Source organism: Thermoflexus hugenholtzii JAD2 (assembly GCF_900187885.1).
GTDB classification, from domain to species: domain Bacteria; phylum Chloroflexota; class Anaerolineae; order Thermoflexales; family Thermoflexaceae; genus Thermoflexus; species Thermoflexus hugenholtzii.
In genome coordinates this window covers 16,390-39,922 of record NZ_FYEK01000041.1, presented here as the reverse complement: position 1 = coordinate 39,922, position 23,533 = coordinate 16,390, and the positions used below count along the sequence as shown (strand labels likewise).

General features: G+C 68.4%; 25 protein-coding genes and 1 pseudogene. 11 read left to right on the top strand and 15 right to left on the bottom strand.

Annotation, left to right across the window (positions count from 1 at the left end; all coding sequences use genetic code 11):
- Positions 1-90 (top strand): annotated as a pseudogene (locus tag CFB18_RS16570) (hypoxanthine phosphoribosyltransferase); the annotation flags it as partial.
- Positions 91-111: 21 nt separating this feature from the next.
- Here the strand turns inward: CFB18_RS16570 and CFB18_RS10385 are convergent.
- From CFB18_RS10385 to CFB18_RS10325, 12 genes are all read right to left on the bottom strand, one after another.
- The gene (locus CFB18_RS10385) at positions 112-1,182 is read right to left on the bottom strand and encodes a glycosyltransferase family 4 protein (protein WP_088571737.1); all 1,071 of its coding nucleotides are present in this window, start codon (positions 1,180-1,182) and stop codon (positions 112-114) included.
- Positions 1,183-1,190: 8 nt separating this feature from the next.
- Positions 1,191-1,859 carry an HAD family hydrolase gene (locus CFB18_RS10380; protein ID WP_088571736.1) on the bottom strand — a complete coding sequence of 223 codons (669 nt, stop codon included), beginning with the start codon at positions 1,857-1,859 and terminating at the stop codon, positions 1,191-1,193.
- Between the two features lie 9 nt (positions 1,860-1,868).
- Complete coding sequence (locus CFB18_RS16395) at positions 1,869-2,684, bottom strand: DNA methyltransferase (protein ID WP_320410129.1); 816 nt, start codon at positions 2,682-2,684, stop codon at positions 1,869-1,871.
- Positions 2,685-2,735: 51 nt separating this feature from the next.
- Entirely contained in the window at positions 2,736-3,887 is a 1,152-nt protein-coding gene (gene nagA, locus CFB18_RS10370) for an N-acetylglucosamine-6-phosphate deacetylase (RefSeq protein WP_088571735.1), read from the bottom strand.
- A 1-nt stretch (position 3,888) separates the two neighbouring features.
- Positions 3,889-4,209, bottom strand: a complete 321-nt coding sequence (locus tag CFB18_RS10365) for a Rieske (2Fe-2S) protein (protein WP_088571734.1) — start codon at positions 4,207-4,209, stop codon at positions 3,889-3,891.
- 26 nt (positions 4,210-4,235) lie between these two features.
- Positions 4,236-5,048, bottom strand: a complete 813-nt coding sequence (gene yqeB, locus CFB18_RS10360) for a selenium-dependent molybdenum cofactor biosynthesis protein YqeB (RefSeq protein ID WP_088571733.1) — start codon at positions 5,046-5,048, stop codon at positions 4,236-4,238.
- A gap of 14 nt (positions 5,049-5,062) precedes the next feature.
- Positions 5,063-5,929 carry an alpha/beta hydrolase gene (locus CFB18_RS10355; protein WP_088571732.1) on the bottom strand — a complete coding sequence of 289 codons (867 nt, stop codon included), beginning with the start codon at positions 5,927-5,929 and terminating at the stop codon, positions 5,063-5,065.
- Between the two features lie 20 nt (positions 5,930-5,949).
- Positions 5,950-6,657: a metal-dependent transcriptional regulator gene (locus CFB18_RS15045; RefSeq protein ID WP_159461699.1), complete on the bottom strand. Its 708-nt coding sequence runs from the start codon at positions 6,655-6,657 to the stop codon at positions 5,950-5,952.
- Between the two features lie 110 nt (positions 6,658-6,767).
- On the bottom strand, positions 6,768-7,517 hold the full coding sequence (locus CFB18_RS10340) for a class I SAM-dependent methyltransferase (protein WP_088571731.1): 750 nt from the start codon (positions 7,515-7,517) through the stop codon (positions 6,768-6,770).
- Between the two features lie 27 nt (positions 7,518-7,544).
- The gene (gene aroB / locus CFB18_RS10335; RefSeq protein WP_088571730.1) at positions 7,545-8,663 is read right to left on the bottom strand and encodes a 3-dehydroquinate synthase; all 1,119 of its coding nucleotides are present in this window, start codon (positions 8,661-8,663) and stop codon (positions 7,545-7,547) included.
- Between the two features lie 15 nt (positions 8,664-8,678).
- Positions 8,679-9,869: an alanine racemase gene (alr, locus tag CFB18_RS10330; protein WP_088571729.1), complete on the bottom strand. Its 1,191-nt coding sequence runs from the start codon at positions 9,867-9,869 to the stop codon at positions 8,679-8,681.
- Between the two features lie 482 nt (positions 9,870-10,351).
- Positions 10,352-11,920: an N-6 DNA methylase gene (locus CFB18_RS10325; protein WP_088571728.1), complete on the bottom strand. Its 1,569-nt coding sequence runs from the start codon at positions 11,918-11,920 to the stop codon at positions 10,352-10,354.
- Between the two features lie 119 nt (positions 11,921-12,039).
- Between CFB18_RS10325 and CFB18_RS10320 the strand changes: the two genes are divergently transcribed.
- Both CFB18_RS10320 and CFB18_RS10315 read left to right on the top strand, forming a co-directional pair.
- Complete coding sequence (locus CFB18_RS10320) at positions 12,040-12,285, top strand: Trm112 family protein (RefSeq protein WP_088571727.1); 246 nt, start codon at positions 12,040-12,042, stop codon at positions 12,283-12,285.
- A 14-nt stretch (positions 12,286-12,299) separates the two neighbouring features.
- Positions 12,300-12,881 (top strand): HEAT repeat domain-containing protein, encoded by a 582-nt coding sequence (locus CFB18_RS10315; RefSeq protein WP_088571726.1) that lies wholly within the window; start codon positions 12,300-12,302, stop codon positions 12,879-12,881.
- 27 nt (positions 12,882-12,908) lie between these two features.
- On the opposite strand, the gene CFB18_RS10310 is transcribed toward CFB18_RS10315, so the two are convergent.
- Positions 12,909-13,565, bottom strand: coding sequence for a prepilin peptidase (locus CFB18_RS10310; RefSeq protein ID WP_159461698.1), 657 nt, complete (start codon positions 13,563-13,565; stop codon positions 12,909-12,911).
- 247 nt (positions 13,566-13,812) lie between these two features.
- Between CFB18_RS10310 and greA (CFB18_RS10305) the strand changes: the two genes are divergently transcribed.
- The 8 genes from greA (CFB18_RS10305) (at position 13,813) to CFB18_RS15340 (ending at position 21,761) form a co-directional block, all read left to right on the top strand.
- Positions 13,813-14,286, top strand: a complete 474-nt coding sequence (greA, locus tag CFB18_RS10305) for a transcription elongation factor GreA (RefSeq protein WP_088571724.1) — start codon at positions 13,813-13,815, stop codon at positions 14,284-14,286.
- A gap of 9 nt (positions 14,287-14,295) precedes the next feature.
- Complete coding sequence (lysS, locus tag CFB18_RS10300; RefSeq protein WP_088571723.1) at positions 14,296-15,834, top strand: lysine--tRNA ligase; 1,539 nt, start codon at positions 14,296-14,298, stop codon at positions 15,832-15,834.
- Positions 15,835-15,873: 39 nt separating this feature from the next.
- Positions 15,874-16,392, top strand: coding sequence for a Mut7-C RNAse domain-containing protein (locus CFB18_RS10295; protein ID WP_088571722.1), 519 nt, complete (start codon positions 15,874-15,876; stop codon positions 16,390-16,392).
- 7 nt (positions 16,393-16,399) lie between these two features.
- Positions 16,400-17,179 (top strand): hypothetical protein, encoded by a 780-nt coding sequence (locus CFB18_RS10290; protein ID WP_088571721.1) that lies wholly within the window; start codon positions 16,400-16,402, stop codon positions 17,177-17,179.
- A gap of 21 nt (positions 17,180-17,200) precedes the next feature.
- Positions 17,201-18,343: a tRNA pseudouridine(13) synthase TruD gene (gene truD, locus CFB18_RS10285; RefSeq protein ID WP_088571720.1), complete on the top strand. Its 1,143-nt coding sequence runs from the start codon at positions 17,201-17,203 to the stop codon at positions 18,341-18,343.
- A 180-nt stretch (positions 18,344-18,523) separates the two neighbouring features.
- On the top strand, positions 18,524-19,093 hold the full coding sequence (locus CFB18_RS10280) for a QcrA and Rieske domain-containing protein (RefSeq protein WP_159461697.1): 570 nt from the start codon (positions 18,524-18,526) through the stop codon (positions 19,091-19,093).
- A gap of 39 nt (positions 19,094-19,132) precedes the next feature.
- A complete protein-coding gene (locus CFB18_RS10275; protein ID WP_088571718.1) occupies positions 19,133-20,824 on the top strand; it encodes a cytochrome b in 1,692 nt (563 codons plus the stop codon).
- 55 nt (positions 20,825-20,879) lie between these two features.
- Complete coding sequence (locus tag CFB18_RS15340) at positions 20,880-21,761, top strand: c-type cytochrome (protein ID WP_159461696.1); 882 nt, start codon at positions 20,880-20,882, stop codon at positions 21,759-21,761.
- A gap of 83 nt (positions 21,762-21,844) precedes the next feature.
- Here CFB18_RS15340 and CFB18_RS10265 read toward each other — a convergent pair whose 3' ends face one another.
- The gene (locus CFB18_RS10265) at positions 21,845-22,720 is read right to left on the bottom strand and encodes a TIM barrel protein (protein ID WP_200808167.1); all 876 of its coding nucleotides are present in this window, start codon (positions 22,718-22,720) and stop codon (positions 21,845-21,847) included.
- Positions 22,721-22,911: 191 nt separating this feature from the next.
- Positions 22,912-23,385: a transcription elongation factor GreA gene (gene greA, locus CFB18_RS10260; protein WP_088571717.1), complete on the bottom strand. Its 474-nt coding sequence runs from the start codon at positions 23,383-23,385 to the stop codon at positions 22,912-22,914.
- Between the last annotated feature and the right edge of the window lie 148 nt (positions 23,386-23,533).

The window sequence follows — 23,533 nt, the reverse complement described above, 5'->3', positions numbered from 1 at the left end:
ATCCCGGATCTTTTCGTCGTGGGTTACGGGATCGACTGGGCGGAGCACTACCGCCACCTGTCCTACATCGGGGCGGTGCGCTTCCTGTAAGAAGCGGAGCGCAGTCTTCTATCAACGGCCGGCCACCTGTTCGTAGACGCGGACGGTGCGCCGGGCGGTCTCCTCCCAGGTGAACCGTCGGGCCTGCGTCGGCCCCTCCGCCTGCAGGCGCCGGCGCAGGGATTCGTCCTCCAGGACCCGGAGGAGGGCCGCCGCCCAGGCCTCGGGATCCCCCGGCGGGACCCGCAGGGCGGCGTCCCCCACGACCTCGGGCAGGCTGGCCGCGTCCGCGCACACTACGGGCGTCCCGCATGCCATCGCCTCCAGCGGAGGCAGCCCGAAACCCTCATACCGCGAGGGATACACGAACACGTCCGCCAGGCGGTAGAGGGCGGGCAGGTCCTCCTCCGGGACATATCCCAAAAGATGCACGCGCTCCGTCAGCCCCAGGGCCCGGATCTCCCGAAGCAGCCGATCGACCCACCAGCCGGGCTTTCCGGCCAGGACCAGATGATGGGGGATGCGACCGGCGATCCGCCCGAAGGCCGCTACCAGGGTGTCCAGCCCCTTGCGCGGCCCGAGAGTCCCCACGTAGAGGATCACCGGGAAGGCCAGGCCGTATTTCCGTCGGGCCGCCTCCCGGGCCTCCGGGGGGATCTCGGGATGGAAGCGCTCATCCACCCCCAGGGGGATCACGGTGATCCGTTCCGGGGGGATCCCCAGCCGGCGTTCCAGATCCCGGGCGGTGTGCGAAGAGTCGGCGATCAGGTGGTCGGCCCAGCGCAGGCTGCGGGGCAGCCACCCGGCCCAGTAGAGGCGGGAGATGGGCGGGAGCTGCTCCGGGAACAGCAGGCCGATGAGGTCATGGACGGTCAGGACCACCGGGCAGGGCCGCCAGCGCGGGGCGTCGAACCCCGGCACGTGCAGCAGATCCACGCCGGCGGCGCGGGCCCGCCGGGGCAACAGCCACTGCTGCCAGCGCAGCCGCTGGTCGGTGCGCAGCTCCCCTTCCCGTTCCCATGACAAAGGCACGTATTCGTGATGGGGGGCCACCCGGAGGAGTGCCCGGAGCAGCTGGTCCGCGTAAACGCCGATGCCGGTCCTCTGCCCCCGTGTGGCCTGGACGTCGATGCCGATCCGCATCGCCCGGCTCAGCGAACGCCCACCTCGTCCAGGTGGCGCAGCAGATCCGCCGGATCCTCATACACGCGATAAGCGCCGGCCCGCTCTAATTCCTCCCGGCCGTAGCCGCCCGACAGCAGGCCCACGCTTAGGGCGCCTGCCCGTCGCGCGGCCAGCAGATCCCAGACGCTGTCGCCCACGACAATGCATTCGGCGATGGGGATCCCCAGGCGGGCCGCCGCCGCGAGGAAGAGATCGGGGTCCGGCTTGGCGTATGGCACATCTTCCCGGGTGATCACCGGGATCCCCTCATCGACTCCCAATAGCTCCAGAAGGGGGCGGGCCACGTCGCGGCGGCCGCTGGTGGCGATGGCCCAGGGGATGCCGGCCCGGGTGAGGGCTTCGAGGAGCTCCCGGGCCCCCGGGAGCGGGCGCACCTGGGGGAGCAGCCGGGCGAAGGCCTCCGCGTGTTGCTGCTGGATCCGCTGGACCTCCTCCGACGTTACCTCCCGCCCGGTCTCCCGCAGCAGGGCCCGCAACAGCAGCCCCCCGCTCATGCCGATGCGGCGGTGGATCCGCCAGACGGAGAGGGAGATCCCCACCGCCTCCAGAGCCTCCCGCCACGCCAGCACGTGCTGATACACGCTGTCCACCAGCGTGCCATCCAGATCGAACAGGAACGCCGGGCCTCGGCTCATCGTTCCCCCTTACCTTCCTCGTCGTTCGAAGAACATGACGTATTCGTGCTTGAAGATATAGAAGCGCCCCTTCAGGGCGCGATATCGCCACAGGTGATGCTGGCCTCGCTTGCCCCGGTTTTCCTGGATGTCTTTGACGCAGATGCTTTTGAGGCGGAACCCATGGCGCAGCACGCGCTCCATCGTCCGGAAGCCCAGGGGGATCCACTCCCCCCGGGCGTATTTGTCCCCGATCACCAGCACCAGGAAGCGACCCGGCTCCAGCAGGGGGGCGAAGTTCGCCACCACCCGCTCGAAGGCCGCGTAGAACGCCTCCTCCGTGGGGGCGTTGGAGAGATCCCGCGGGTCCTCGCTGAACCGGATGATGTCGTGGTAGGGCGGATGCAGGATCAGAAGTTGAGCCCCCGAGAACCCCCAGCGCGCCATCACCTCCCGCACCCGCTCCGCCGTGGCGGGATCCGCGCTGTCCCCCATCAGGATCTCGGTCTGGACCCCGTAAGGGTTGCTCTCACGGCGGACCAGCTGGCGGGCCCGTTTGGCTACTCCGGGGACCAGCTCCACCCCGATGGCGTGGCGGCCCAGGCGCTTGGCCTCGATGAGAGTGGTGCCCAGGCCCATGAAGGGATCCAGGACCAGATCCCCCCGCCGGGTGAAGCGGCGCATGGCCTGATAGGGGATCTGCGGGACGAAATTCCCCCAGTATTCCGGGGTGTGCATGCCATGGTTCGCCCGGGGCCCCAGCAGCCACAGGCTGTCCGTGAGGATGTCCTCGTATTCCTCCCAGCGATCCAGGTCCAGGTCGTGGATCGCCGCACGAGCGGTCACGGTCCTCTCCCCGCTTGAGGATCTCGTCCGGGGATGGAGCCGACGCCCATCTTACACCACCTGCTCCCCGTGGATCCAGACGGCCCCGGGCCTTCCCCAGCACTCCCACAGGACCAGGTCGGCGAAGGCGCCGCGGCGGAGCTGGCCCAGCCCCCGCAGCCCCAGGGCACGGGCGGGGGTGAGAGTGGCGCTGCGCACCGCGTCGAGGGGATCAATGCCGGCCTCTTCGATCAGCACCCGCAGGCCCTCGTTCATCAGGGCGACCGAGCCCGCCAGGGCGCCCTCCGGGGTCTGACAACGCCCATCGGCCACGATCACCTCGTAGCCCAGCCAGGTGTAACGCCCCGGCGGCAGGCCGGCCAAGGGGGCGGCGTCGCTGATCAGGGCCACCTCTGCGGCCCCCTTGACCCGAAACAGCAGCCGGAGGGCCGCTGGATGCACGTGGTGCCCGTCGGCGATCACCTGGGCGATCACCCCGGGCTCCAGGAGGGCGGCCGCAAACAGGCCCGGCTCCCGATGGTGGAAGGGCCGCATGGCGTTGAAGAAATGGGTCACCTGCCGGACGCCCCGGCGGATGGCCTCCATCGCCTGCTCGTAGGTGGCGTCGCTGTGCCCGATCACCGGGATGATCCCATAAGCCTTTAGAGTTGGGATGGCGGCCATCGCCTCCCCCTCCTCCGGCGCGAAGGTCCAGAGGAGGATGTGCCCGCCGGCCGCCTCCTGATAGCGGGCCACCGCCTCCGGGGTCAGCGGCCGAAACCAGGCCGGGTTGGCCATCCCCGGGCGCTTCGGCGAAAGGTGCGGGCCCTCGATGTGGATCCCGAGGATGCGGGCCCCGGGCGGCGGGGCCTGGATCACCCGGGCCATGGCCTGCAGCCGCTCCAGGACCTCCGCTTCGGGGAGGGTCAGGGTGGTGGGGACGAAGGCGGTGACGCCGTAGCGGGGGAGCCGCCGCGCGGCCTCCGCCAGCTCCGGCCCGAACATGTCCCGGCCCTCCACGCCGTGCAGGTGGAGATCGATCAGGCCGGGCGTGACCGGCCGACCCCCGGCGTCGATGCGGCGGGCCCCCGTTGGGATCTCCACCTCCCGCGTGGGGCCCAGGGCCAGGATCCGCCCATCTCCGAACACGATCGCTCCATCCGGGATGCGCCGGGTGGGGGTGTAAAGATCCGCGTGCAGGATGGCCACCACCGTCCCGTTCATCTCAACGACCTCGCATCGGCTCCGGGTTCACCCACACGCCCTCGGCGTCCACCCGAACCTCATAGACCGGGATGGGGACCACAGCGGGCAGCCGGAGGACCCGGCCGGTCCGGATGTCAAAGCGGGCCCCATGGCGCGGGCACTGGATGACATAGCCTTCCAACTTCCCCTCCGCCAGGGGGCCATCATCATGCGTGCACACATCCCCGAACGCGAACACTTGATCTCCCACCCGGGTCAGGGCGATCCGCCGGCCCTCCACCGTGAACACCTTCGCCGAGCCCACTGGGATCTCCTCCAGAGCGGCCACACGGATCCACATCGCGTGCCTCCGGATACGAGGATCGCTCACGCCCACGGCAACATGCCCCGCGCCCGCAGAAGGCAGAGCACCGCCTCCAGCACACCACCCCCGACCGCCCATGCCTTGTCGGATACGGTGAAGCAATGCCGAACCTCCGCCCGGGGGTCGACGTCCCCCACTTTCATCCCAGGGACCACCTCCAGGCCGTCGGCCAGGATCCCCCGCAGCACCCCGGCGATGGCCGTCCGGACGGGTTCTTCCTCCACATAGGCCACGATCTCCCCCGCCTCCACGCGGTCTCCGATGCGACGGATCGCCCGGAAGCGCCCGGCCCGGGGGGCTCGCAGGACCCGCAGGACATCATGGCCGCCGATGGGGCCGGGGATCCCGGTGTCGGGGAGGGCGCTCCCCTGGTAGTAGACCCGTCCCAGGTCGTGGCCACGGGCCGTCTCGACCACAGCATGGCAATCCACCCCGGCGATGAAGCCCGGCCCCAGGGCCACCACCACCGGCGCGTCGGTGATGGCGGTGCCGGTGTTGCGCTTGGCCATGATCGCGTCCACGACCACCTCCGGCCGGAGTTGCCGGATGCTGTCCCCCAGCGGATCCACCAGGACCGGGATCTCCCCCCGGGCCCAGAGGAGGGGGAACATCTCAGGGTCCTCCACGCGCCGGGCGGTGTGGCCCTCGATGGAAATGGCGCCCTCATAGACCGCGCTGGCCACCGCCACCGCCCGGCGGATGGCCAGGGGTTGCGGAAGCTCCGTGACCCAGACCCGGAAGCCAGCTCGGTGGAGCCGCAGGATGGCCCCCGTCCCCAGATCGCCTCCTCCTTTGACCGCCACCCGGATCTCCATCGAAGGGTTGTCCTTCAACGCAGGTGTTCCCGGAACCACTCGGCTACTAGCGGGACGGTTTGCTCGAGATACTCCAGCGGGAGCATGTGGCCTGCTCCCGGCAGGATCACCAGATCTTTACGGCATCGCAGCCGCGCGGCGAAATCCCGGTGGAGATCGGCGGAAAGGATCCGATCCCGCTCCCCGACCAGGATGCGGACCGGCGTGGCCATGGCCTCGATGGGCGGCTTGTCCGAAGGATCCAGGAAAACCGAAAGCCACGTCCGCAGCCGGTAAGCCCACACGCAGAGGGGGTCCGCCTGCCAGCGCCGGAGGTTCTCCGGCCGCTCGAAGACGTGGGAGGGCTCCAGGAACGCGCGCACCGGCACCGGCAGCCCACCCAGGATCCCCCGCAGCGGCCGCGCCGCCCGGGCCAGGGGCACCAGGACGAAATGGCGGCGCAGGTAGAGGGCGGGGCGGATGTCCCGCAGGTCCAGCACGTTGTGGCACACCGCGGCACGGATGCGGGGCTCCTCCAGGGCGGCGTAGAAGGCCAGGATGCCGCCCATGCTCGAGCCGGTGATCCCCACCGGCCCACCATAATGCGTGAGCGCGAAGTCCACCGCACGACGGATATTGCGGATGGCGTCCGCGTAGGTGAAATCCCCGCGTCGCCCTCCGCTCCGGCCGTGGCCCTGGAGATCCAGGCCGATGATGTGGAAGCCGGCCTCCGCGAGGGCGCGCAGGTAATCGCGGCCCGGGATCATCTCCGTGTAGAAACCGACGTGGGCGGTCATCCCGTGGACGAAGATCAGGGTCGGCGCCCCCGGCTCCGCCTCGTAGAGGGTGAGATGGAGGGGAAGCCCCCGATCCTCAATGAGGAGCCGGCGAGGTGGGATCATGGTCACCTCCGAGGGGGAATTCAGGAGGAGGCCCCGGAGGGCTCCGGCTCCAGGATCACCCGCAGGTGCTGGGCCAGCTCAGGCCCGATGATCACATCATGCTGCGGGAGCCGGAGCCGCAGGGGGCCGTTGAAGGGCGCCCGGGCGACCAGCTCGAAGGGGACGCCGGGGACCAGCCCGAGGGAGCCCAGATAGCGCAGCTGTTCGGCATCTTCGGTTTTGACCCGCGTGATGCGCCCCCGGGCGCCGATAGGGATCTCGCTTAGGGGAACGTCCCCCAGCGGCGGGATCCATCCCTCCGGCGTGGGGATGGGATCCCCGTGGGGGCAGTGGGACGGGCGGCCGGCTACCTCATACATCCGCTCGCACAGCGCCTCGTCCACCGCCGGGTCCAGGCGATCCGCCAGGGCGTGCACTTCCTCCCATCCGATCCCCAGCACCCGGTTCAGGAAGGCCTCCAGGATGCGATGCCGTCGGATGCTTCGCAGCGCCTCCCGTTCCCCCGTCTCCGTCAACCGGATCCCGTGGCGGGTCCGCTGGATCCAGCCGTGGGACTCCAGGCGGTTGAGCATGCGGACGGCCGCGGTGAGGGTGACGTCCAGCCGGCGGGCCAGCTGGGTGGCCCGCACGGGCTCCCCCTCGCCGAGCCGGTAGATCTCGGCCAGATAAGCCCGCATCGCCGGGGTGGGCGACGGGGGCGGATGGTGGCGGTTCAGCGCATCCTCCATCGAACGGCGGCGACCTGCCTGGCTTTCGGAAGTTTCAGAGGAAGTGTAACACGGATCCCACGGGCTCTCAATGATGGGAAACTGAAGAGCCGCCTGCGAGCGGGCTCCGCTCAGCGTCGTCGGGCCACCACCAGCATCTGGGGGCTGTCCTCGCGATAGGGGCTCAGGTCGTAGTTCCCGAACATCGCCTCCACCGTGAAGCCGCATCCTTCCAGCAGAAGCCGCAGCTCCCCGGGCCACACGAAACGCATCGAGCTGGGGAAGGCCCAGCGTCGCCATGTCCCATCGGGGTTCAGGATCTCCACCAGGATCACCAGCTCCAGGCGCTGGGCGGCTGCGTCCACCCGCCGCGCTTCGAACCAGAGCAGGAGGGAGGAGCCTTCCTCCTGCCACCCGCGCAGGACCACCTGGCCGTGCTCGGCCAGGAACGCCGCATCCGGGTTCAGGCAGTCCAGGAGCAGGAACCCTCCCGGCTCCAGGGCGCGGTGCAGATGGCGCAGGACCGCCTGCTGGGCCTCCAGGGAGTCGAAATGGAGAAAGGTGTTGAGGGGGATGAAGGCCATGGGATAAGGGCCATCCGGGATCCCCCGGATCGCGTCGCCCTGGACCCAGCGGATACGGTCGGCCACGCCGGCGGCCTCCGCCCGCGCCCGGGCCCGCTCCAGCATCGCCCCCGCGGCCTCCAGACCGGTCAGGTGGAAGCCGGCGGCGGCCAGGGGCACGGTGAGCCGGCCGGTGCCGCAGCCCACCTCCAGCAACGGGGATCCGGCCCGCTCGGCGTAGCCCTGATAGAACGCGAGATCGTCCAGGAAATCCCCGAAGAACCGATCGTAGAACTCGGCGAAGGCTTCGTAGTTCACCGCTTCCGCTTCCTTGGGAACCGAACCTCACGCGGTCTCCATCAGGGCCTGGCGCACCGCTTCCGGCGGCACATCCCCATAGGTGCGCACGAGGCCGGGCCGGTGAAGGAGCACGAAGCGCAAGCGCCCCGCTCGGCGCTTCTTGTCTGTCCCCATCGCCTCGATCACTTCCTCGGGTGTCGCCTGGATCCCGTAGCCGGACAGCCAGGCCTGCCAGCGGGTCGGCAATCCCAGCCCCTGGAGGAGCTTCTCCAGCTCATGCGGGAGATCCGGCGTCTCCAGCAGGCCCAGCCGCGCCGAGAGGACGGCGGCCGCTCGCATGCCGGCGGCCACGGCCTCCCCGTGGGGCACGCGGTAGCCGCTCAGGCGCTCGAAGGCGTGCCCGAAAGTATGTCCCAGGTTCAGCTGCTCGCGCTCCCCCTGCGTCTCCCACGGATCCCGCTCCACGATCCGCGCCTTCACGGCGATGGCCCGCTCCAGGAGCTCCAGCCGCTCCCGACCCTCCGGCGGTTGCGCCCAGCGCGCGGGCGCCGCGCGCAGCTGCTCCCACAGCGCGGGATCCCCGATGAGGGCGGCTTTCACCACCTCCGCCATCCCGTGGCGCCACTCCGATGTCGGGAGGGTGTCCAGCGCGGTGGGGTCGATCAGGAGCAGCCGGGGCGGGTAGAAGGCCCCCACCAGGTTCTTCCCCTCCGGGAGATCCACCCCTACCTTGCCCCCGATGGCCGCGTCCACCATCGCCAGGAGGGTGGTGGGCGCGCTGACGAAAGGGATCCCCCGCATATACGTGGCGGCGACGAAGCCGGCCAGGTCCAGGATCACGCCGCCGCCTACGGCGAGGAGCGTCCCGTCCCGCCCCAGGCCGGCCCGGACGAGCTGGCGGTAGAGATCGGCGGCGGCGGAGAGGGTTTTGGTCTCCTCCCCCGGCGGCAGGACGAGCTCCACGAAGGGGATCCCCGCTTGGCGGAGGGCCCGTCGCACCCGCTCCCCCTGATGCGCCATCACCATCGCGTCGCTGATGAGGGCGACCGGCCCTCCCAGCCCGGCCCTCACCAGGAGCTCTCCGCATCGATCCAGGAGGCCGGAGTCGATGAGGATCGGATGCGAGCGATCGGCTTCCGGCAAGCGCAGGTGAAGCGTCCGCATGGGGGGCCTGGGCCTTCAGGGGATGGCGAACGGCGAGGGGGCGGCCTCCGCGGGCGCGCCCTCCGGCCGCAAGGTTTCGCCGGATCGATACAGGCGAGGGACGCGAGGGGAGATCAGGGTCGTGATCTCATAGTTGATCGTGCCCGCCCATTCCGCCAGATCCTCCGCCCGGATCTCCTCGCTCCCCTGTCGCCCGAGGATCACCACCTCATCCCCCACGCGCACCTCGGGGATCCCGGTCACCTCCACCACGATCTGATCCATGCTCACCCGGCCGCGGATCGGGGCGCGTTGCCCCCGGATGAGGACGGCCCCGCGGTTAGAGAGAACACGTAGGTAGCCGTCGCCGTAGCCGATGGGGACCAGCGCCATGCGCGCTTCCCGGTGCGCGACGAACGTCCGTCCGTAGCCCACCGATTCTCCGGGCGCCAGGGTCCATACCCGGATCACCCGGCTTTTGAGGGTCAGGGCGGGGCGCAAGGGGAAGGGGGGATCCCACTCCCGGGAGGGGCGCATCCCATAGAGGGCGAGGCCGGGGCGCACCGCCTCGAAGTGCGCGGCGCGGAAGCGCATCGTTGCCGCGCTGTTGGCAGCGTGGCGGAGCGGGATCCGGATCCCGGCCGCCTCCAGGGTCCCGATCACCTCCTCGAAGCGGCGCAGCTGGCGCATGGCGAACGAGGGATCGCTTTCGTCCGCGGTGGCGAAGTGGGTGTAGAGACCCTCGAGCGAAAGGCCATCCATATCCTGTAGCGCACGCAGAAAGGGCAGCACCTCGGCGGGCAGCAGCCCGGCCCGCCCCATCCCAGTGTCCACCTCCACGTGGACGGGGAGGATGCGCCCGGCGGCGCGAGCGGCCGCGCTGAGGGCCTGAGCGGCCTCCGGCATGGAGAGCGTGGGAGTCAATCCCCAGCGGACGGCCTCCGGGGCCTCCTCCGGGAGCAGCGGGGCCATCACCAGGATGGGGGCCTCGAGGCCGGCCCGGCGCAGGGCGATCCCTTCTGCGATCCGGTGGACGGCCAGGCGGGAGGCGCCGGCGGAGAGGGCGGCCCGGGCGACCGGGACGGCGCCGTGGCCGTAAGCGTTGGCCTTCACCACCGCGATCACCTCCACCCGGTCTCCCACCCAGCGCTTCACCGCCCGCGTGTTCGCCGCAATGGCCTCCAGATCCACTTCCGCCCAGGTGAGGGAAGGTGCCTTCGTTAGCATCCCTATCGTCCCTCAAGTAAGCGGATCATATCTTCCTGATAGACACGCACAGAGAACGCGCGAATCAACGCCATTATTGCGTCTGGAGATAGAGCCCATTGGGCGAGTTCTTTTGGATTGGCCCGGCGTCCGATCAAATTCGGAGGCTCACAGCGTCACAGGGCGATCAACAGGAAAACCATAGCTTGAAAACCCACGGCTCGTTGCAGATGCCGGATCTCTATCTCGACTCTTACCCCATCTTCCACATCATAGAGGAGCATCGGGTGTTTCCGCCACGCAACTCGAAAGCCGGCGAACTGTTCCAAGGCATCCTCGATTTCTACCAGGAATTGCTCGTCAAAAAATTTGTTTTGAGCTCGAGTCCAAGTAATGTGTGCGGATCCAGCAGTTGTTCCCGGACAGCGATCCTCAACATCTCTCCAAGTTCTACGGGATTTCCATCCTCATCACGGTAGGCGATTTGCCACTCGAACATATCATTAGCTTGCAGAGGAACCTGACGAGCGGCGATCGGCCTTCCCTCCCGGCGAAGGCGTACCCGACCCGTGGGTTGGGTGAGAGGCAGATCTCAGAGGATTCGTTTCGCTGTTGGATCCCAGCGGACCGGAATGAATGAGCGGGGCATCGCCAGATTCCTCCAGTAATGCTTCCAGGCGCGCGATGATGCGTTGGATCTCTTCCATCGCCGCAACGCCCTCCCGGGCGCGCCGGTGAAGGTCGCGATACGCCGCCGCGAAAGGCTCCTGCGTGGAGAGCGGAGGGACCGGGACCGGAAGCTCCCGCAGCAAGCGCTGCGGCACTGTGACCGTCCCGGTCCCCCGCCAGATCCGTCGCAGCGCCCCTCGGAAGAAGCGCGTTTGCGTCAGCAGCGCGAAGAACTCCGGCCGCATCCGGTCCGGTCGGAATCGGAGGATGTAGATGTAGAGGTAATCGTCCGCGATCCCTTCCTCATCGTCCTCCAGCACCACGGCGGCCCGGCCGATGCATCCCACGCCGACGCGGACGAACAGCACGTCCCCTTTTCGGGCCCGCGCCCCGGGGTGATCCATCGGGCTTCCCGGTCGAATCCTCCGCCCGTCCCGGCGGAGGTCGATCCCCCAGGGGGTCACGGTCTTCGCGGAGAGGAAGGGGATGCCGGACTCCGAGAAGGCCCGTCGGGGACCGTATTCCGCATGCCCTCCCCGCATCTCATGCAGCAGCTCGCCGAGGGGGAGCAGCGGGAACGCCGCGGACGGCGTGGGAGGCGTCAAATGATGCAGCGGCGCCCAGCTCTCCCCCAGCGCTTCGAGGGGCTGATGGAACCCTTTCCCCTGACGGATCTCCTCAGAGATGCGGTCCAGGTCCTCCTCGTCCTCCGCATGGGCCAGCCGCACCGCCGATGGAAGGCCGCCCTTCCGGGCGAACAGGGTGCAGGTTTTCGCCGGGAAGAACCTCCGGGAGAGGCTGATGATGGCCAGCGGGCGAACGTGACGGAGCAGCCATTCCCGGACCCGTCGGTAGGGCAGATTGGCGAAGAGGCCTTCCGGCAACACGATGGCTAAGATGCCTCCCTCCCGAAGCGCCCGCACGCTGAGTTCCAAAAACAGCACCTCAATGGCTTCGCTTCGCCGCCCGGCCGCCAGCGCAAATCGCCCCAGCAGCCAGGGGTCCTGCACGCGGCCGTACTTCGCGGAGAACGGCGGGTTGGTGGCCACCAGATCAAAGCGACCCTCCAGCTCGTGCACCCACTCCAGGGCGTTGGCCCCGTGCAGGGAAACCGAAGGGAAAGCCCGGAGCCGCTCCCTCGCCGTCGCCAGGACCTCCGGATCCACCTCGATGCCGATGGCCTCCGAGAACCCATGACGGGCCGCCGGCTCCAGGAACGCCCCATCGCTGCATGCGGGATCCAGCATGGAGACCGGGTGGGGAAGCCAGCCAAGGGCCGTCTCCACCATCCACGCCGCCAGCCGCGGCGGAGTGAAAAACTGCCCGAGGACCTTCTCCCGGCGGCGGAAGTGTCGTTCGCGCTGCGTATCCGCGGGCTCCCATGACCAGGGTAATGACCGCATCCGATCCTCTCCTGAAGAAGGCGCCGTCCGGGTCTCTCTTCCGAGGCAAGCGCGGAATGGGCCTCCTGTGCTATTATAGCCCGTGGCGGTGGGGATGCTTTTTCAAGGAGGCGAGATCGATGATCAGCCCCGAGCTCCTGGAGATCTTGCGTTGCCCGCATTGCGTGTCCGGCCCGACCCGGAAGGAGGGGCCTGACCCCGGGCGGCTGCAGCTGGTGCGGGAGGCGTGGCTGGTGTGCCTGGAGCCGGATTGCGGGCGCAAGTATCCCATCCGCGACGGCATCCCGGTGATGCTGATCGAGGAAGGCGATAAGTGGCGCGACACCCCCGTCGACGCTCTCCCGGTCCCTCCCCCTGCGGCCTGAGGCGGAAGCCAGCGATGGACCTTCGCGCCTGGCGCCGGCGATGGCAGGAGGACCCTCAGGGCGCGGAGGCCCAGCTGTCCGCCCTCCGGGAGGACCCGGAGGTCCTGGCGGCGTGGGTGGAGGATCTGCTCCGCGATCCGGATCCGGAGGCCCGGGCCTGGGCCTGCCGGCTCAGCGTGGAGCTCCCGGATGCGCGTGGGGAGGAGGCCCTGTTGCGGGCCCTTGAGGATCCAGAGCCCGAGGTGCGGGCGGCCGCCGCCTGGGCCCTGGGCGCGCGACCGCGGGAGGCGGAAGCCCCTCGCATCGCGCAGGCCCTCTGCGCTCGGCTCCAGGATCTCCCCTGGGTGGCCTGGGTGGCCGCGGAGGCCCTGGCCCGTTACGGGGAAGCGGCGCTGGACCCCCTGATCGAGGGCCTGCGCCACCCGAACCCCCAGGTCCGCATCCTCGCCGCCCGCGCCCTCGCCCGGATCGCCTCCCCCCGCAGCCTCCCAGCCCTGATGGCCGCCCGGGAGGATCCCAGCCTCCTGGTGCGTCATTTCGCCGAGGTGGGCCTCGATCGTCTCTTCCCCACCCAGTGGGTGTGGATGGCCGGGTGAGGGACATCGCGCATGGCGCTCTCCGGGTCAGCTTCCGAACAGGGCGAGGGCGCCTCCCAGGGCCAGAAAGGGGCCGTATGGAAAGGCCGTCTTCAGTGTCCCCCGCCGGGACAGCAGCAGTCCCAGGCTGAAGGCCCCTGCCAGCAGAACCCCCCATGACAGCGCCCGCAGACCCTGAGGGAAGCCAGTGATCAGCCCGATGAAGGCCGCCAGCGTCGCATCCCCGCCCCCAATCCCGCCCCGACTGAGGACCGCCAGCCCGAAAAAGAAGATGAAGGCGCCGACGCCCATCCCCCAGGCCCCGATGGCGCCCCCCTCCAGCCAGGGGGAGACCGGGGCCGCCAGGGCCGCCAGGGCGATGGCCGGCAGTATCACCGCGTCATAGATCCGCCGATGCTCCAGATCGGTGACGACCACGAGGGCCAGGATCCAGAGATACAGGGCGCAAAGGATCCCCCGGGGGGAAGGGCCGAAGCGTCCCAGGGCCAGCGCCCACAGCAGCGGCACCCCCGCCTCCAGGGCCAGCTCCCGGGCCCGCGGCCGCCGCCCGAAGCGGATCCACGCGATCCAGGCGGACTGCAGCCGATGGGGAAGAACCCGGCGGGCCGGCAGGGCATCGGCCAGCCCGTTGGCCAGCATCCCGAGGGGCCATGCGAGGATCCAAAAGAGGGTCCAGAACGGCATATCCGGTTCGCTCCGGTGTAGATGCCCCATCGGCGGCCTTGTAGAAGCCATGGCCCCATGCTATAATGGAAGCGCCTGGCGAGAAACTGCCGGGCCCGGAACGATGGTTCCTATCGGATCCAAAGGGATATGGCTATGGGCTCGCCTGGAGCGAAAGCAACCGGGAGCGCCTGGAACGGCGCTCTTCTTGTCTCTGGAGAGGGAGATCCCCTTTCACCCCATTGATTTCGCAGATCAGAGAGGATCTATGAGCGAGCAGCCCATCTATCTGACCCGTGAAGGCTATCAGAAGTTGTTGGAAGAGCTGGAGTACCTGCGCACCGTTCGTCGTCAGGAAGTGGCCAGGCGGCTGAACCTGGCGATGGATGAGGGCAACTACGACGAGAACGCGGAATATGAGGCGGCTAAGAACGAGCAAGCCTTTGTGGAAGGCCGCATCATGATGCTGGAATCCATGCTCCGGCGCGCGGTGATCATCGAGGAGACCACTGGACCCAAAACCTTCGTCACCCTGGGGAGCTGGGTGACCATCCAGGAGGAAGGGGGATCCACGCCGGAGCGTTATCAGGTGGTGGGCTCCGCTGAAGCCGATCCCTCCCAGGGGCGGATCTCCAATGAGTCCCCGCTGGGGCAGGCGCTCCTGGGCCACCGCGTGGGCGATGTGATCACCGTGAACGCCCCGGACGGCGTTCTTCGCTTCCGCATCCTCCGCATCGAGTAGGCGCCCGCCATGGCCCTCTTCCGGGATATCGTCCGCCGCCGTCTGGAGAAGGTCGCTCGGTTGCGCGCCCAGGGCATCGACCCTTATCCGCCCCGCTGCCGGCGCACCCATACCAGTGCCCAGGCCATCCAGGCCTTCCTGGCCGCAGGGGGGCAGGAGGATGCGGTGGCGGTGGTGGTGGCTGGCCGCCTCACTGCCATGCGGGTTATGGGGAAGATCACCTTCGCCGACATCCAGGATGGGGCGGGGCGCCTCCAGCTGTTCCTCCGCTACGATGACCTGGGAGAGGAGCGTTATCGTTTCTTCCAGGAGATGTTCGACCTGGGCGACTTCATCGAGGCGGAGGGGACGATGATGCGCACCCGGACCGGAGAGATCTCCCTGCGGGTCCGGGACTTCCGGATGCTGGCCAAGGCCGTCTATCCTCCGCCTTCCCGCTGGCACGGCCTCAAGGATGTGGAGACCCGTTACCGGCGGCGTTACCTGGACCTAATGATGAACCCGGAGGTCCGGGAGATCTTCCGGACCCGGGCGGCGCTGATCCGGGCCATCCGGACGTTCCTGGACCAGCGGGGGTTCCTGGAGGTAGAGACCCCGGTGTTACAGCCGATCTACGGCGGGGCCTCGGCGCGGCCTTTCGTAACTTATCACAATGAGCTGAAGCAGCAGCTCTATCTGCGCATCAGCTTCGAGCTGTATCTCAAGCGCCTGCTGGTGGGGATGTTCGAGCGGGTTTATGAGATCGGCCGCGATTTTCGCAACGAGGGGATTTCCTTCAAACATAACCCTGAGTTCACCCAGATGGAGTGCTATATGGCCTACGCCGATTACCGGGACATGATGCGGCTGGCTGAGGAGATGATCGCCTTCGCCGCCGATCAGGTCCTGGGCCGTCGCACCCTGACCTATCAGGGCCATGAGATTGATCTCTCCCCGCCATGGCGCCGCATCCCCCTGCGGGACGCCCTGCTGGAGTTCGCCGGGATCGACATCGCGCAGCATCCCACCCGCGAATCCCTGGCGGAGGCCATGGCCGCCCGGGGCATCGAGGTGGATCCCCGGGCCAGCCGGGGCAAGCTGATCGACGACCTGATCTCGAAGTTCGTCGAGCCCAACCTCATCCAGCCCACCTTCGTCTACGATTACCCGCGGGACATCTCGCCCCTGGCCAAGGCCCGCCCGGACGACCCGGAGACGGTGGAGCGGTTCGAGGGGTTCATCGGAGGGATGGAGATCTGCAACGCCTTCACGGAGCTGAACGATCCCCTGGACCAGGAACAGCGGTTCCTGGAGCAGGGGCGGGCCCGGGAGGCCGGGGACGAGGAGGCCCATCCCCTGGATGAGGATTACCTGGATGCCATGCGCTATGGGATGCCGCCGAACGGTGGGTTGGGGCTGGGGATCGATCGCCTGACCATGCTTTTCACCGATCGCCGCTCCATCCGTGAGGTCATCCTCTTCCCCCATCTCCGACCTCGGGAGCGCCGCCTGGATGAGGCGGAGCTGGAGGAGCTCACGGCCGCGCCGGAAACCGGAGGCGGCCAATAGGATTCCGGGCGCCTTCGCTGACCCGGCAAGGGGGACGCGATGCATGCCCACGGAAACAGTGGTTCCGCCCGCTTCGTGGCCGACACGATGCTCGGCCGCCTGGCCCGCTGGCTGCGGATCCTGGGGTATGACACCCATTATGACCCCGCTCTGGACGACGACGCGCTGCTGCGCATCGCCCAGGCGGAGGATCGGATCCTGCTCACCCGGGATCACGCCCTGGCCCGTCGGGGAGGCCCCTCGGCCTTCCTGATCGATCACGATGACCTGCTGGCCCAGATTCAGGCCATCCGCCAGCGCTTCGGGGATCCCCTGGATGCGCCCTTCTCCCGCTGCCCGGTCTGCAACGCGCGGCTGGTCCCCGTGCCCCGGGAGGCGGTGGCCGCCTATGTCCCGGCCTTCGTCTGGCAGCAGCACGAGCGCTTCCACCGCTGTCCCAGTTGCGACCGGATCTACTGGCCGGGCACGCACTTCGAGCGAATGCAGGCTGTCCTGCGGGCGCTGCAGATCCGCTGCGCTCCCCTGGAGGACCATGAGGGCCTCAGATCCTCCCCCTGAGGGGCCGATGCGCGCGATCCGGCCGGGCTTCCCCATGTGGCTCCGGTTCGGGGAGTGGGAGATGACGCCGGTGCTGGCCGCGGCCTGGATCGGGAGCGGAGGGACCGCCCCGCTCCCCTGGATCCTGGGGGCCTGGCTGCTCGCCGAAGGGAGCTGGCAGGCGCTGCGCTGGCTGTTCCTCGCCGCTCCCTGGGAGCGCCTGCCGCGTCGCCCTCCGGAATCGCTTTCGATCTCTCTGCCCTATATGCAGCCGGGGAGCCCGGCCGAAGTCGTGATCCGGGAGATGGCCCGGCTGGCCCGGGGGCTCGCCGGGTGCGCCCAGAAGACGCCCGAGCTCCCAGCGGCCCTGCTCACCGCCTTGGTCACGGGGGGGCTCGGGCTCCTGCTCACCGGATGGCCGGGAGGCTGGTTGACCCTCGGCACGGGTGCCGCGCTGGCCCTGGCCCGACGTCTCCCCCGCTTCCAAGGAGGCTTCGAGGGGTTGGTGCGGGGGACTTTCCCCTGGTGGCTGGGGATGGCCGGGGGCCATTCCACGCTCTCCGCGTGGCTGGTGGGGCTCCCCATCGGCCTGCTGGCCACGGATCTGAGGACCCCTCTCACGCGATGGGGCGCGTGGGCCTTCTGGGTGGCATGGGCCGTCGCCCTCGGACACGCGCCCGGTGCCTATGGCCTGGCTCTGGTCGGCCTGCTTCTGGAGGAGCGACAAGGGGCGTGGTCCTCTCCCCTCCGCCGGCTCCTCTGGATCCTCGCCCTTGCCCTCACGGCCTGGGTGCTGCGCACCGCTTGATCCTTTCCCTATGGAGGCGGGATGCGTTGGAAGATCCGGCCGGAGGATTTCCGGGTGGAGGAGCGGGTGGCGCTGCCGATCGAGCCGGGCGGCCCCTACACCCTCTACCGGGTTCGCAAGTGGGGACGGACCACCCTGGAGGTTCAGGCGGAGCTGGCGGCACGGCTCGGGGTGCCGCAGCGCGCGGTGATCTTCCCTGCCCTCAAGGACCGATGGGCGATCGCCGTTCAGATCGCCGCGATCCGGGGTCAGGGGCCGGAGCGGATCCGGGGCCCCGGCTTTGAAGCGGTGCGCATCGGCTATGCGTCCCGTCCTCCCCGACCGCAGGACCTTCGAGGGAACCGCTTCTGGGTCCGGTTGCGGGCGCTGACCCGGGAGGAGCTCGAGGGGCTGCCCCGGGCGGCCGCGGACCTGGCCGCGGAGGGCTTCCCCAATTACTTCGATGACCAGCGGTTTGGCTCCTGGAGCCCGGAGATGGGGTTCGTCGGACGGGCGCTGCTCCGAGGCCAGGCCGAGGAGGTCCTCCGGATGGTGCTCGCGGTTCCGATGGTGGGGGATCCGCCCGCGGTGCGGGCCTTCAAAGCGGAGGCCCGGGCGCGCTGGGGGGATTGGGCGGCGTTGTTCGCCCACGCCCCGCGCCCTTCTATGCAGCGAAGCCTGCTCACGTTCCTGAAAGATCATCCGACGGACCTGCGCGGGGCGGTGCGGCGGATCCCTCTGCGGCTGCGGCTCCTGTGGGTGGATGCGTATCGCGCATGGCTTTGGAACCGGGCGGTCGGCCAGAGGCTGGGCCCGGAGGCCTGCTGTTGGATTTCCATTCGCGGAGAGGGATTCCCTCTTCCAGACCGTGCTCCTCCCGAGGCGCAAGGCCTTTTGGCGCTCCCGCACCGGCGGGCCCGCTATGCCCCACCGTGGGCGGAGGCCGTGGCCCGGGTGCTGGGGGAGGAAGGGCTTTCCCTGGCGGATTTCCGACGGGGGCCGTTGCTGGAGGAGGCGCCTCCGCCAACCCAGCGCCCCATCTGGTGTCGCCCTGTCTTCCTGGAGCTCCGGCATGAAGCGCCGGAGGCCGGCGAGGCGATCCTGCGCTTCGAGCTGCCGCCCGGCAGTTACGGCACCCTTCTGCTCAAAGCCCTGACGGCGCGCCTGAGCGGTTGTCAAATGTGACAGGAATCCTCTTTGTGGAGACGAGCTTCGGATTTTCACGACAGGACGGTTGACCGATGGTGTTGTGCTGTGTTATGCTTTGTAGAGCACATGCCGCTTCTGGTGGAAACAGCTCGGATCGCTCGTTCCGGCTGCGGCAACCGTGCGAATCCGGCAGGCTTTCCGCATGAGGAGGCGCGTATGGCGGAGGCGCAGGCGATCCCGACGGCGGCGGCGCCGGGCATCACCCGGCGGGAGTTTTTGACCTATGTGTGGGCGGCCTCGATGGCCCTCTTCATGGCCGAGCTGGGCGGTGTCAGCGTCCTCTTCGCCCTGCCCCGCTTCAAGGTCGGCGAGTTCGGCGGCGTCTTCCCCTTCGGACGCGCGGGGGATGTGCTGCCCAAGGTCGGCGAGGGCCCCAAGGAGTTCCCCGAGGCCAAGATCTGGTTGGTGAACACCGAGAAGGGGATCCTGGCCATCTATAAGGTCTGCACCCATCTGGGCTGCCTCTATAAGTGGGTGCCAAGCAATTTCCGCTTCGAATGTCCATGCCACGGCTCCAAGTTCCAGCTGGACGGCACCTTTATTGAAGGGCCCGCCCCGCGGGACCTGGACCGCTTCGTGATCTACCTGAAGGACGCCAGCGGCCGGGTTGTAGCCCAGACGGATCCCGAGGGGAACCCCCTGCCGGTGCCGGACCCGAACCTGACCATCGAGGTGGACACCGGCCAGAAGATCCTCGGGAAGCCGGCCGTGAAGGGCCAGGCGTAAAGGGTTTACCCGGAAGACCGCGGTCGAAGGAGGGATGCAATGGCGTTGCGCTGGCCGGAGCCGATCCCCACGTTGCAGAAGGAGATCCAGCAATACGGGTGGCGCCGGGTCATTTTCATGCATCTGGACGAGCTGGTGACCCGGGTCACGGCGGGGATTCCCCTGACGGAGGTGCGGAACATCATCCGGGGCGAGCCCCCGCCCCGGCCCAACCCGCGGGTGAAGCCCCACACGGAGGGCTTCATCCTGCACATCAAGCCGTCCTTCTACCACGAGGCGGTGACTCGGCTCTACCCCACTTTCCGCCTGGGGCTGCTCAGCTTCTATCTCTTCCTCATTGAGACCATCACCGGCATCTTCCTGATGATCTTCTACACCCCCTCGCCCCTCGTGGCTTATGAAAGCATGCTCCGCATCCTGAACAATGTCCCCTTCGGCCAGCTGATGCGGGACATCCATCGGCTGGGGGCGGAGGCCATGGTGGTGGCGGTGATGCTCCACATGCTGCGGACGTTCTTCACCGCCTCCTACAAGCGGCCCCGCCAGTTCACATGGGCGACGGGGGTGCTCCTGCTGGTCTTCACACTCTTCCTTTCCTTCAGCGGATATCTACTGCCATGGGACCAGCTCTCTTACTGGGCGGTGACCATCGGGACGAGCATGGCGGAGGCCACGCCGCCGCCGGCCCTGGGCCGCATCGTCAACCTCATCCTGCGCGGGGCGCCGGACATCGGGGCGGCGGGGTTGTTGCGTTTCTATCTGCTCCACGTGATCTTCCTCCCGCTGCTGTTGTTCTTCGTCTTCTTCGTGCACTACTACAAGGTGGTGCGGCACGGCCTCTCCCTCCCGCCGGAGATGGAAGCGGTGGGCGATGACACCGCCCGGAAGGTTCCGCCGGAGAAGCGGGTGCCCTACATCCCGGATATCGCTATCCAGGAGGCCCTCTGGGGCATCGCCCTGATCGCCTTCCTGGTGATTGGGGCGGCTTTCTTCTACGACGCGCCCCTGGAGCAGCACGCCGATCCGTTGAACACCCCTCTGCACACCACCGCCCCCTGGTATTTCCTGTGGCTCCAGGGCCTGCTGAAGGATCCCTTCCTGCTGGCGCTGGACCGGCTGGGGCTCCCCCGGCCGCCTGCCACCATCTACAACAGCAAGACGTTCATGGGGGTGATCCTCCCCGGGCTGATCCTGTTGTTCCTGCTGATCATGCCCTACCTGGACTTCAACATCAGCCGGCGCTACCGGGATCGGCGCAAGGCCCTGGTGGCCGGGCTGGTCGGGGTGGCGGCCTGGACCCTGCTCACCTACATGGGCACGCCGGCTTTCGCGGTCACCTCCTCCGCGGACGTGGAGGTGCTCCAGGAGTTCATGCCCCTGAACCCGGACCCCCTCTATGGCGAGGGGCGGGTGCGGACCATCCCCTATGAGCAGTTGATCCCGGGCACCTATGACACCCGCAACCTCCAGCCGCCGGCGGACGCCCCGAAGTTGGCCCATGTCTTGGAGGAGCTCAAACATCGCATCGAAGGGGATCCCCATCTCCCTCAGGGTTATGCCCTCGTGCGCATCCAGGAGGTCCAGCCGGGGCTGAAGCGGTTCGAGATCGCGATCTACTGGACCAAGACAAAGAACGGCCAGCCGGTCCTGGATCCCGAGGGTAAGCCGGTCATCGAGGAGTCCAAACGGGCAATCTATCTCCATCGGGATAGCGGTCACGGGGGAGAGTAAGCGTCCGACAGAGGGTTCGATCTCGATGCGCAGCTGACCCACCGGAGGGGACTCGATGTTCGATCTGGCCACTCGTCGGATCATCGGCGCGACGATCCTGATGCTGGCTACGGTGATCACCATCGGCATGGTGTGGCTCACCGAGGAGCAGCGCATGGCCCGGTTCGAGGCTATGCATAAAGCCAAGGCCATCGAGAACGGGGCGCTGCTTTACGAGCAATACTGCGCCACCTGCCACGGCCCGGAGGGGGAGGGCGTCCCCGGGAAGGGCCCCGACCTCAACCCGGGCGTGTTCCAGCATTACGAGCAGCTCAGGGCCCAGGGCTACGCCAACTCCCTGCGCAACTTCATCAAGCTGACCATCGCCGCCGGCCGCCCCATTCGGAGCACCTATCGCGCCGAGGAAGTATATGCGGAGGCCATGCCCACCTGGTCCCAGGACTTCGGGGGGCCCATGCGGCCGGACGAGATCGAGAACCTGGTGGAGTTCATCCTGAACTGGCAGGCGGCCGGGCCTGCGCCGGCCCCCACGCCGTCCTTCGAGGCCGTGGGCTCGGATCTGGCCAAGCCGTTGCCGCCCGGGGATCCTCAGCGGGGCCAGGCGCTGTGGAACCAGGAGGTCAAGCAGGCCAGCGGCATGGCCGCCTCCTGCAAGGCGTGCCACAGCCTGAAGCCGGGCGAGGTCCTGGTCGGCCCCTCCCTGGCGGGCATCGCCACGCTGGCGGCGGAGCGGATCCAGGCGCCGGATTACAAGGGCCAGGCGAAGACCCCAGAGGAATACATCCGCGAGTCCATCCAGCAGCCTAACGCCTACATCCCGGAGCCGGACAAATACGCCGCTGCCCCCGGCGTCTCCAAGATGCCGGCCACCCTGGGTAACCAGATGTCCGCCCAGGACCTGGCCGACCTGATCGCCTTCCTGATGACCCTGAAGTGAGGGCCGTCGTGAAAAAGCCGGGCGGGACCCTCTCAGAGGCCCGCCCGGCTTTCTCTTGAATTCAGGGATCCAGAGCATGGGCTTCAGCCGACTTCCGCCTTGGAGGCGGAAGCCTTCTCCAGGAGCCGCCGGTAGGTGGCCTGTAGCAGAAGGGCGTCTTCCTCCAGGTTAGGGCTTTCGCAGAGCACCCGGCCCTGCGCCCCCAGGTCGATCAACGCCTGCAGCAGCTCCTCATATCGCAGGTCGGCCTCCTTCAGGTTCAGGTGGTGGCGCTCGCCCTTGCGGGTGTAGGCGATGCCGGAGACATGGATGTGGAGGTCCTGGAGGCCCCGCGGGCCCAGACCGGCGGCCACCCGCTTCAGCGCCTCCGCGAACTCCGCGTAGGAGTTGAAGGATCCATCCCCGGCCCGGGCGTGCAGATGGGCGAAGTCCACGCACGGGAGCACGCCGGGCACCTCCCGGGAGAGCTGGATCACTTCATCTAAGGTGCCGAAGAGGGCAGACTTGCCCATGGTCTCAGGGCGCAGGATGACATCCACCCCCTCCTCCCGGAGCTCCTCTATGATCTCCTGCAGGCGGCGGCGCACTGTCTCGTAGGCTCGCTCGGGCCGCGCCCCCTGATAAGCACCAGGGTGGAAGACGATGTCCCGGGCTCCCGCCCGGAAGCCGGCCCGGGCCGCCGCCATCAGGCGCTCCTTGCTGGCCCGATAACCCGCCCGATCCTTCGCGTTCAGGTTGATGAAATACGGAGCGTGGACGCTGAGGGCGATCCCCAGGGCGGCGGCGGCCTCCCGGATGCGCTGGCAGGTCTCCTCGGAGACCCGCACGCTGCGCACCCAGGCCAGCTCCAGGGCCCCCAGCCCCAGCTCGTGGATCCGCTGGATCCCCCCCACCGTGCCCCCCGGCCGGGGCGGGGTGGAGAGGGGATTGCCCACCGTGCCGAAGCGCAACATGCTCATCGGGAGAATCCTCCTGGGCCGGGCTCGGTCCAATCCGGCAGCGCCGCAACGATTGACGTGGCCGCCTCCATGATACGCCATGGGCTGGCGTTCGGCGCCGCAGCGGCAAAGAGAAGCCCCCACGGTGGGAGCCGGGATCTTGTCCTCAACGGGTTGGGCGGAAAAAGGGGATCCCGCGGGAGCGGGAGCCTTCACTCGACGGAGAGGATGCGGAAGGTCAGGGTGCCCGCCGGCGCCTCTATAGTCACGACATCGCCGGGCGCCCGGCCAAGCAACGCCTGGCCCAGGGGGGACTCATAAGAGATCTTACCCTGAGTGGGATCCGCCTCCGCGGGCCCCACCAGCACATACACCTCCGGCGTGCCGCCGTCCTCCGCGATGGTCACCCGGGAGCCCAGACGCACCCGGCCATCCTCGGAAGGCTGGGGCTCGATGAGGATCGCGTTGTTGAGGATGGCCTCCAGGACGCGGATCCGGCCCTCGATGAAGGCCTGCTCCTCCTTGGCCGCGTGATAGTCCGCGTTCTCCGAGAGATCGCCCTGCTGGATGGCGAAACGCAGACGCTCGGCGATCTCCCGGCGCTTGACCGTGCGCAGATACTCCAGTTCCTGCTCTAACTGGCGCTTGCCCTCGGGGGTCAGATACGTCGGCCCCACCGTCGCCATCGGGTTCCCTCCTGCAGCCTTCAGACTCCTCCCTCGCCCCGGGTGGACCCAGGGGCAAGCGGGAACAAAAAGGGCAGGAAGTGCGGGGCACTTCCTGCCCCTGCGCCTGGAATTATACCCGCCCGAGCGGGAGGGAACAAATCCTCCT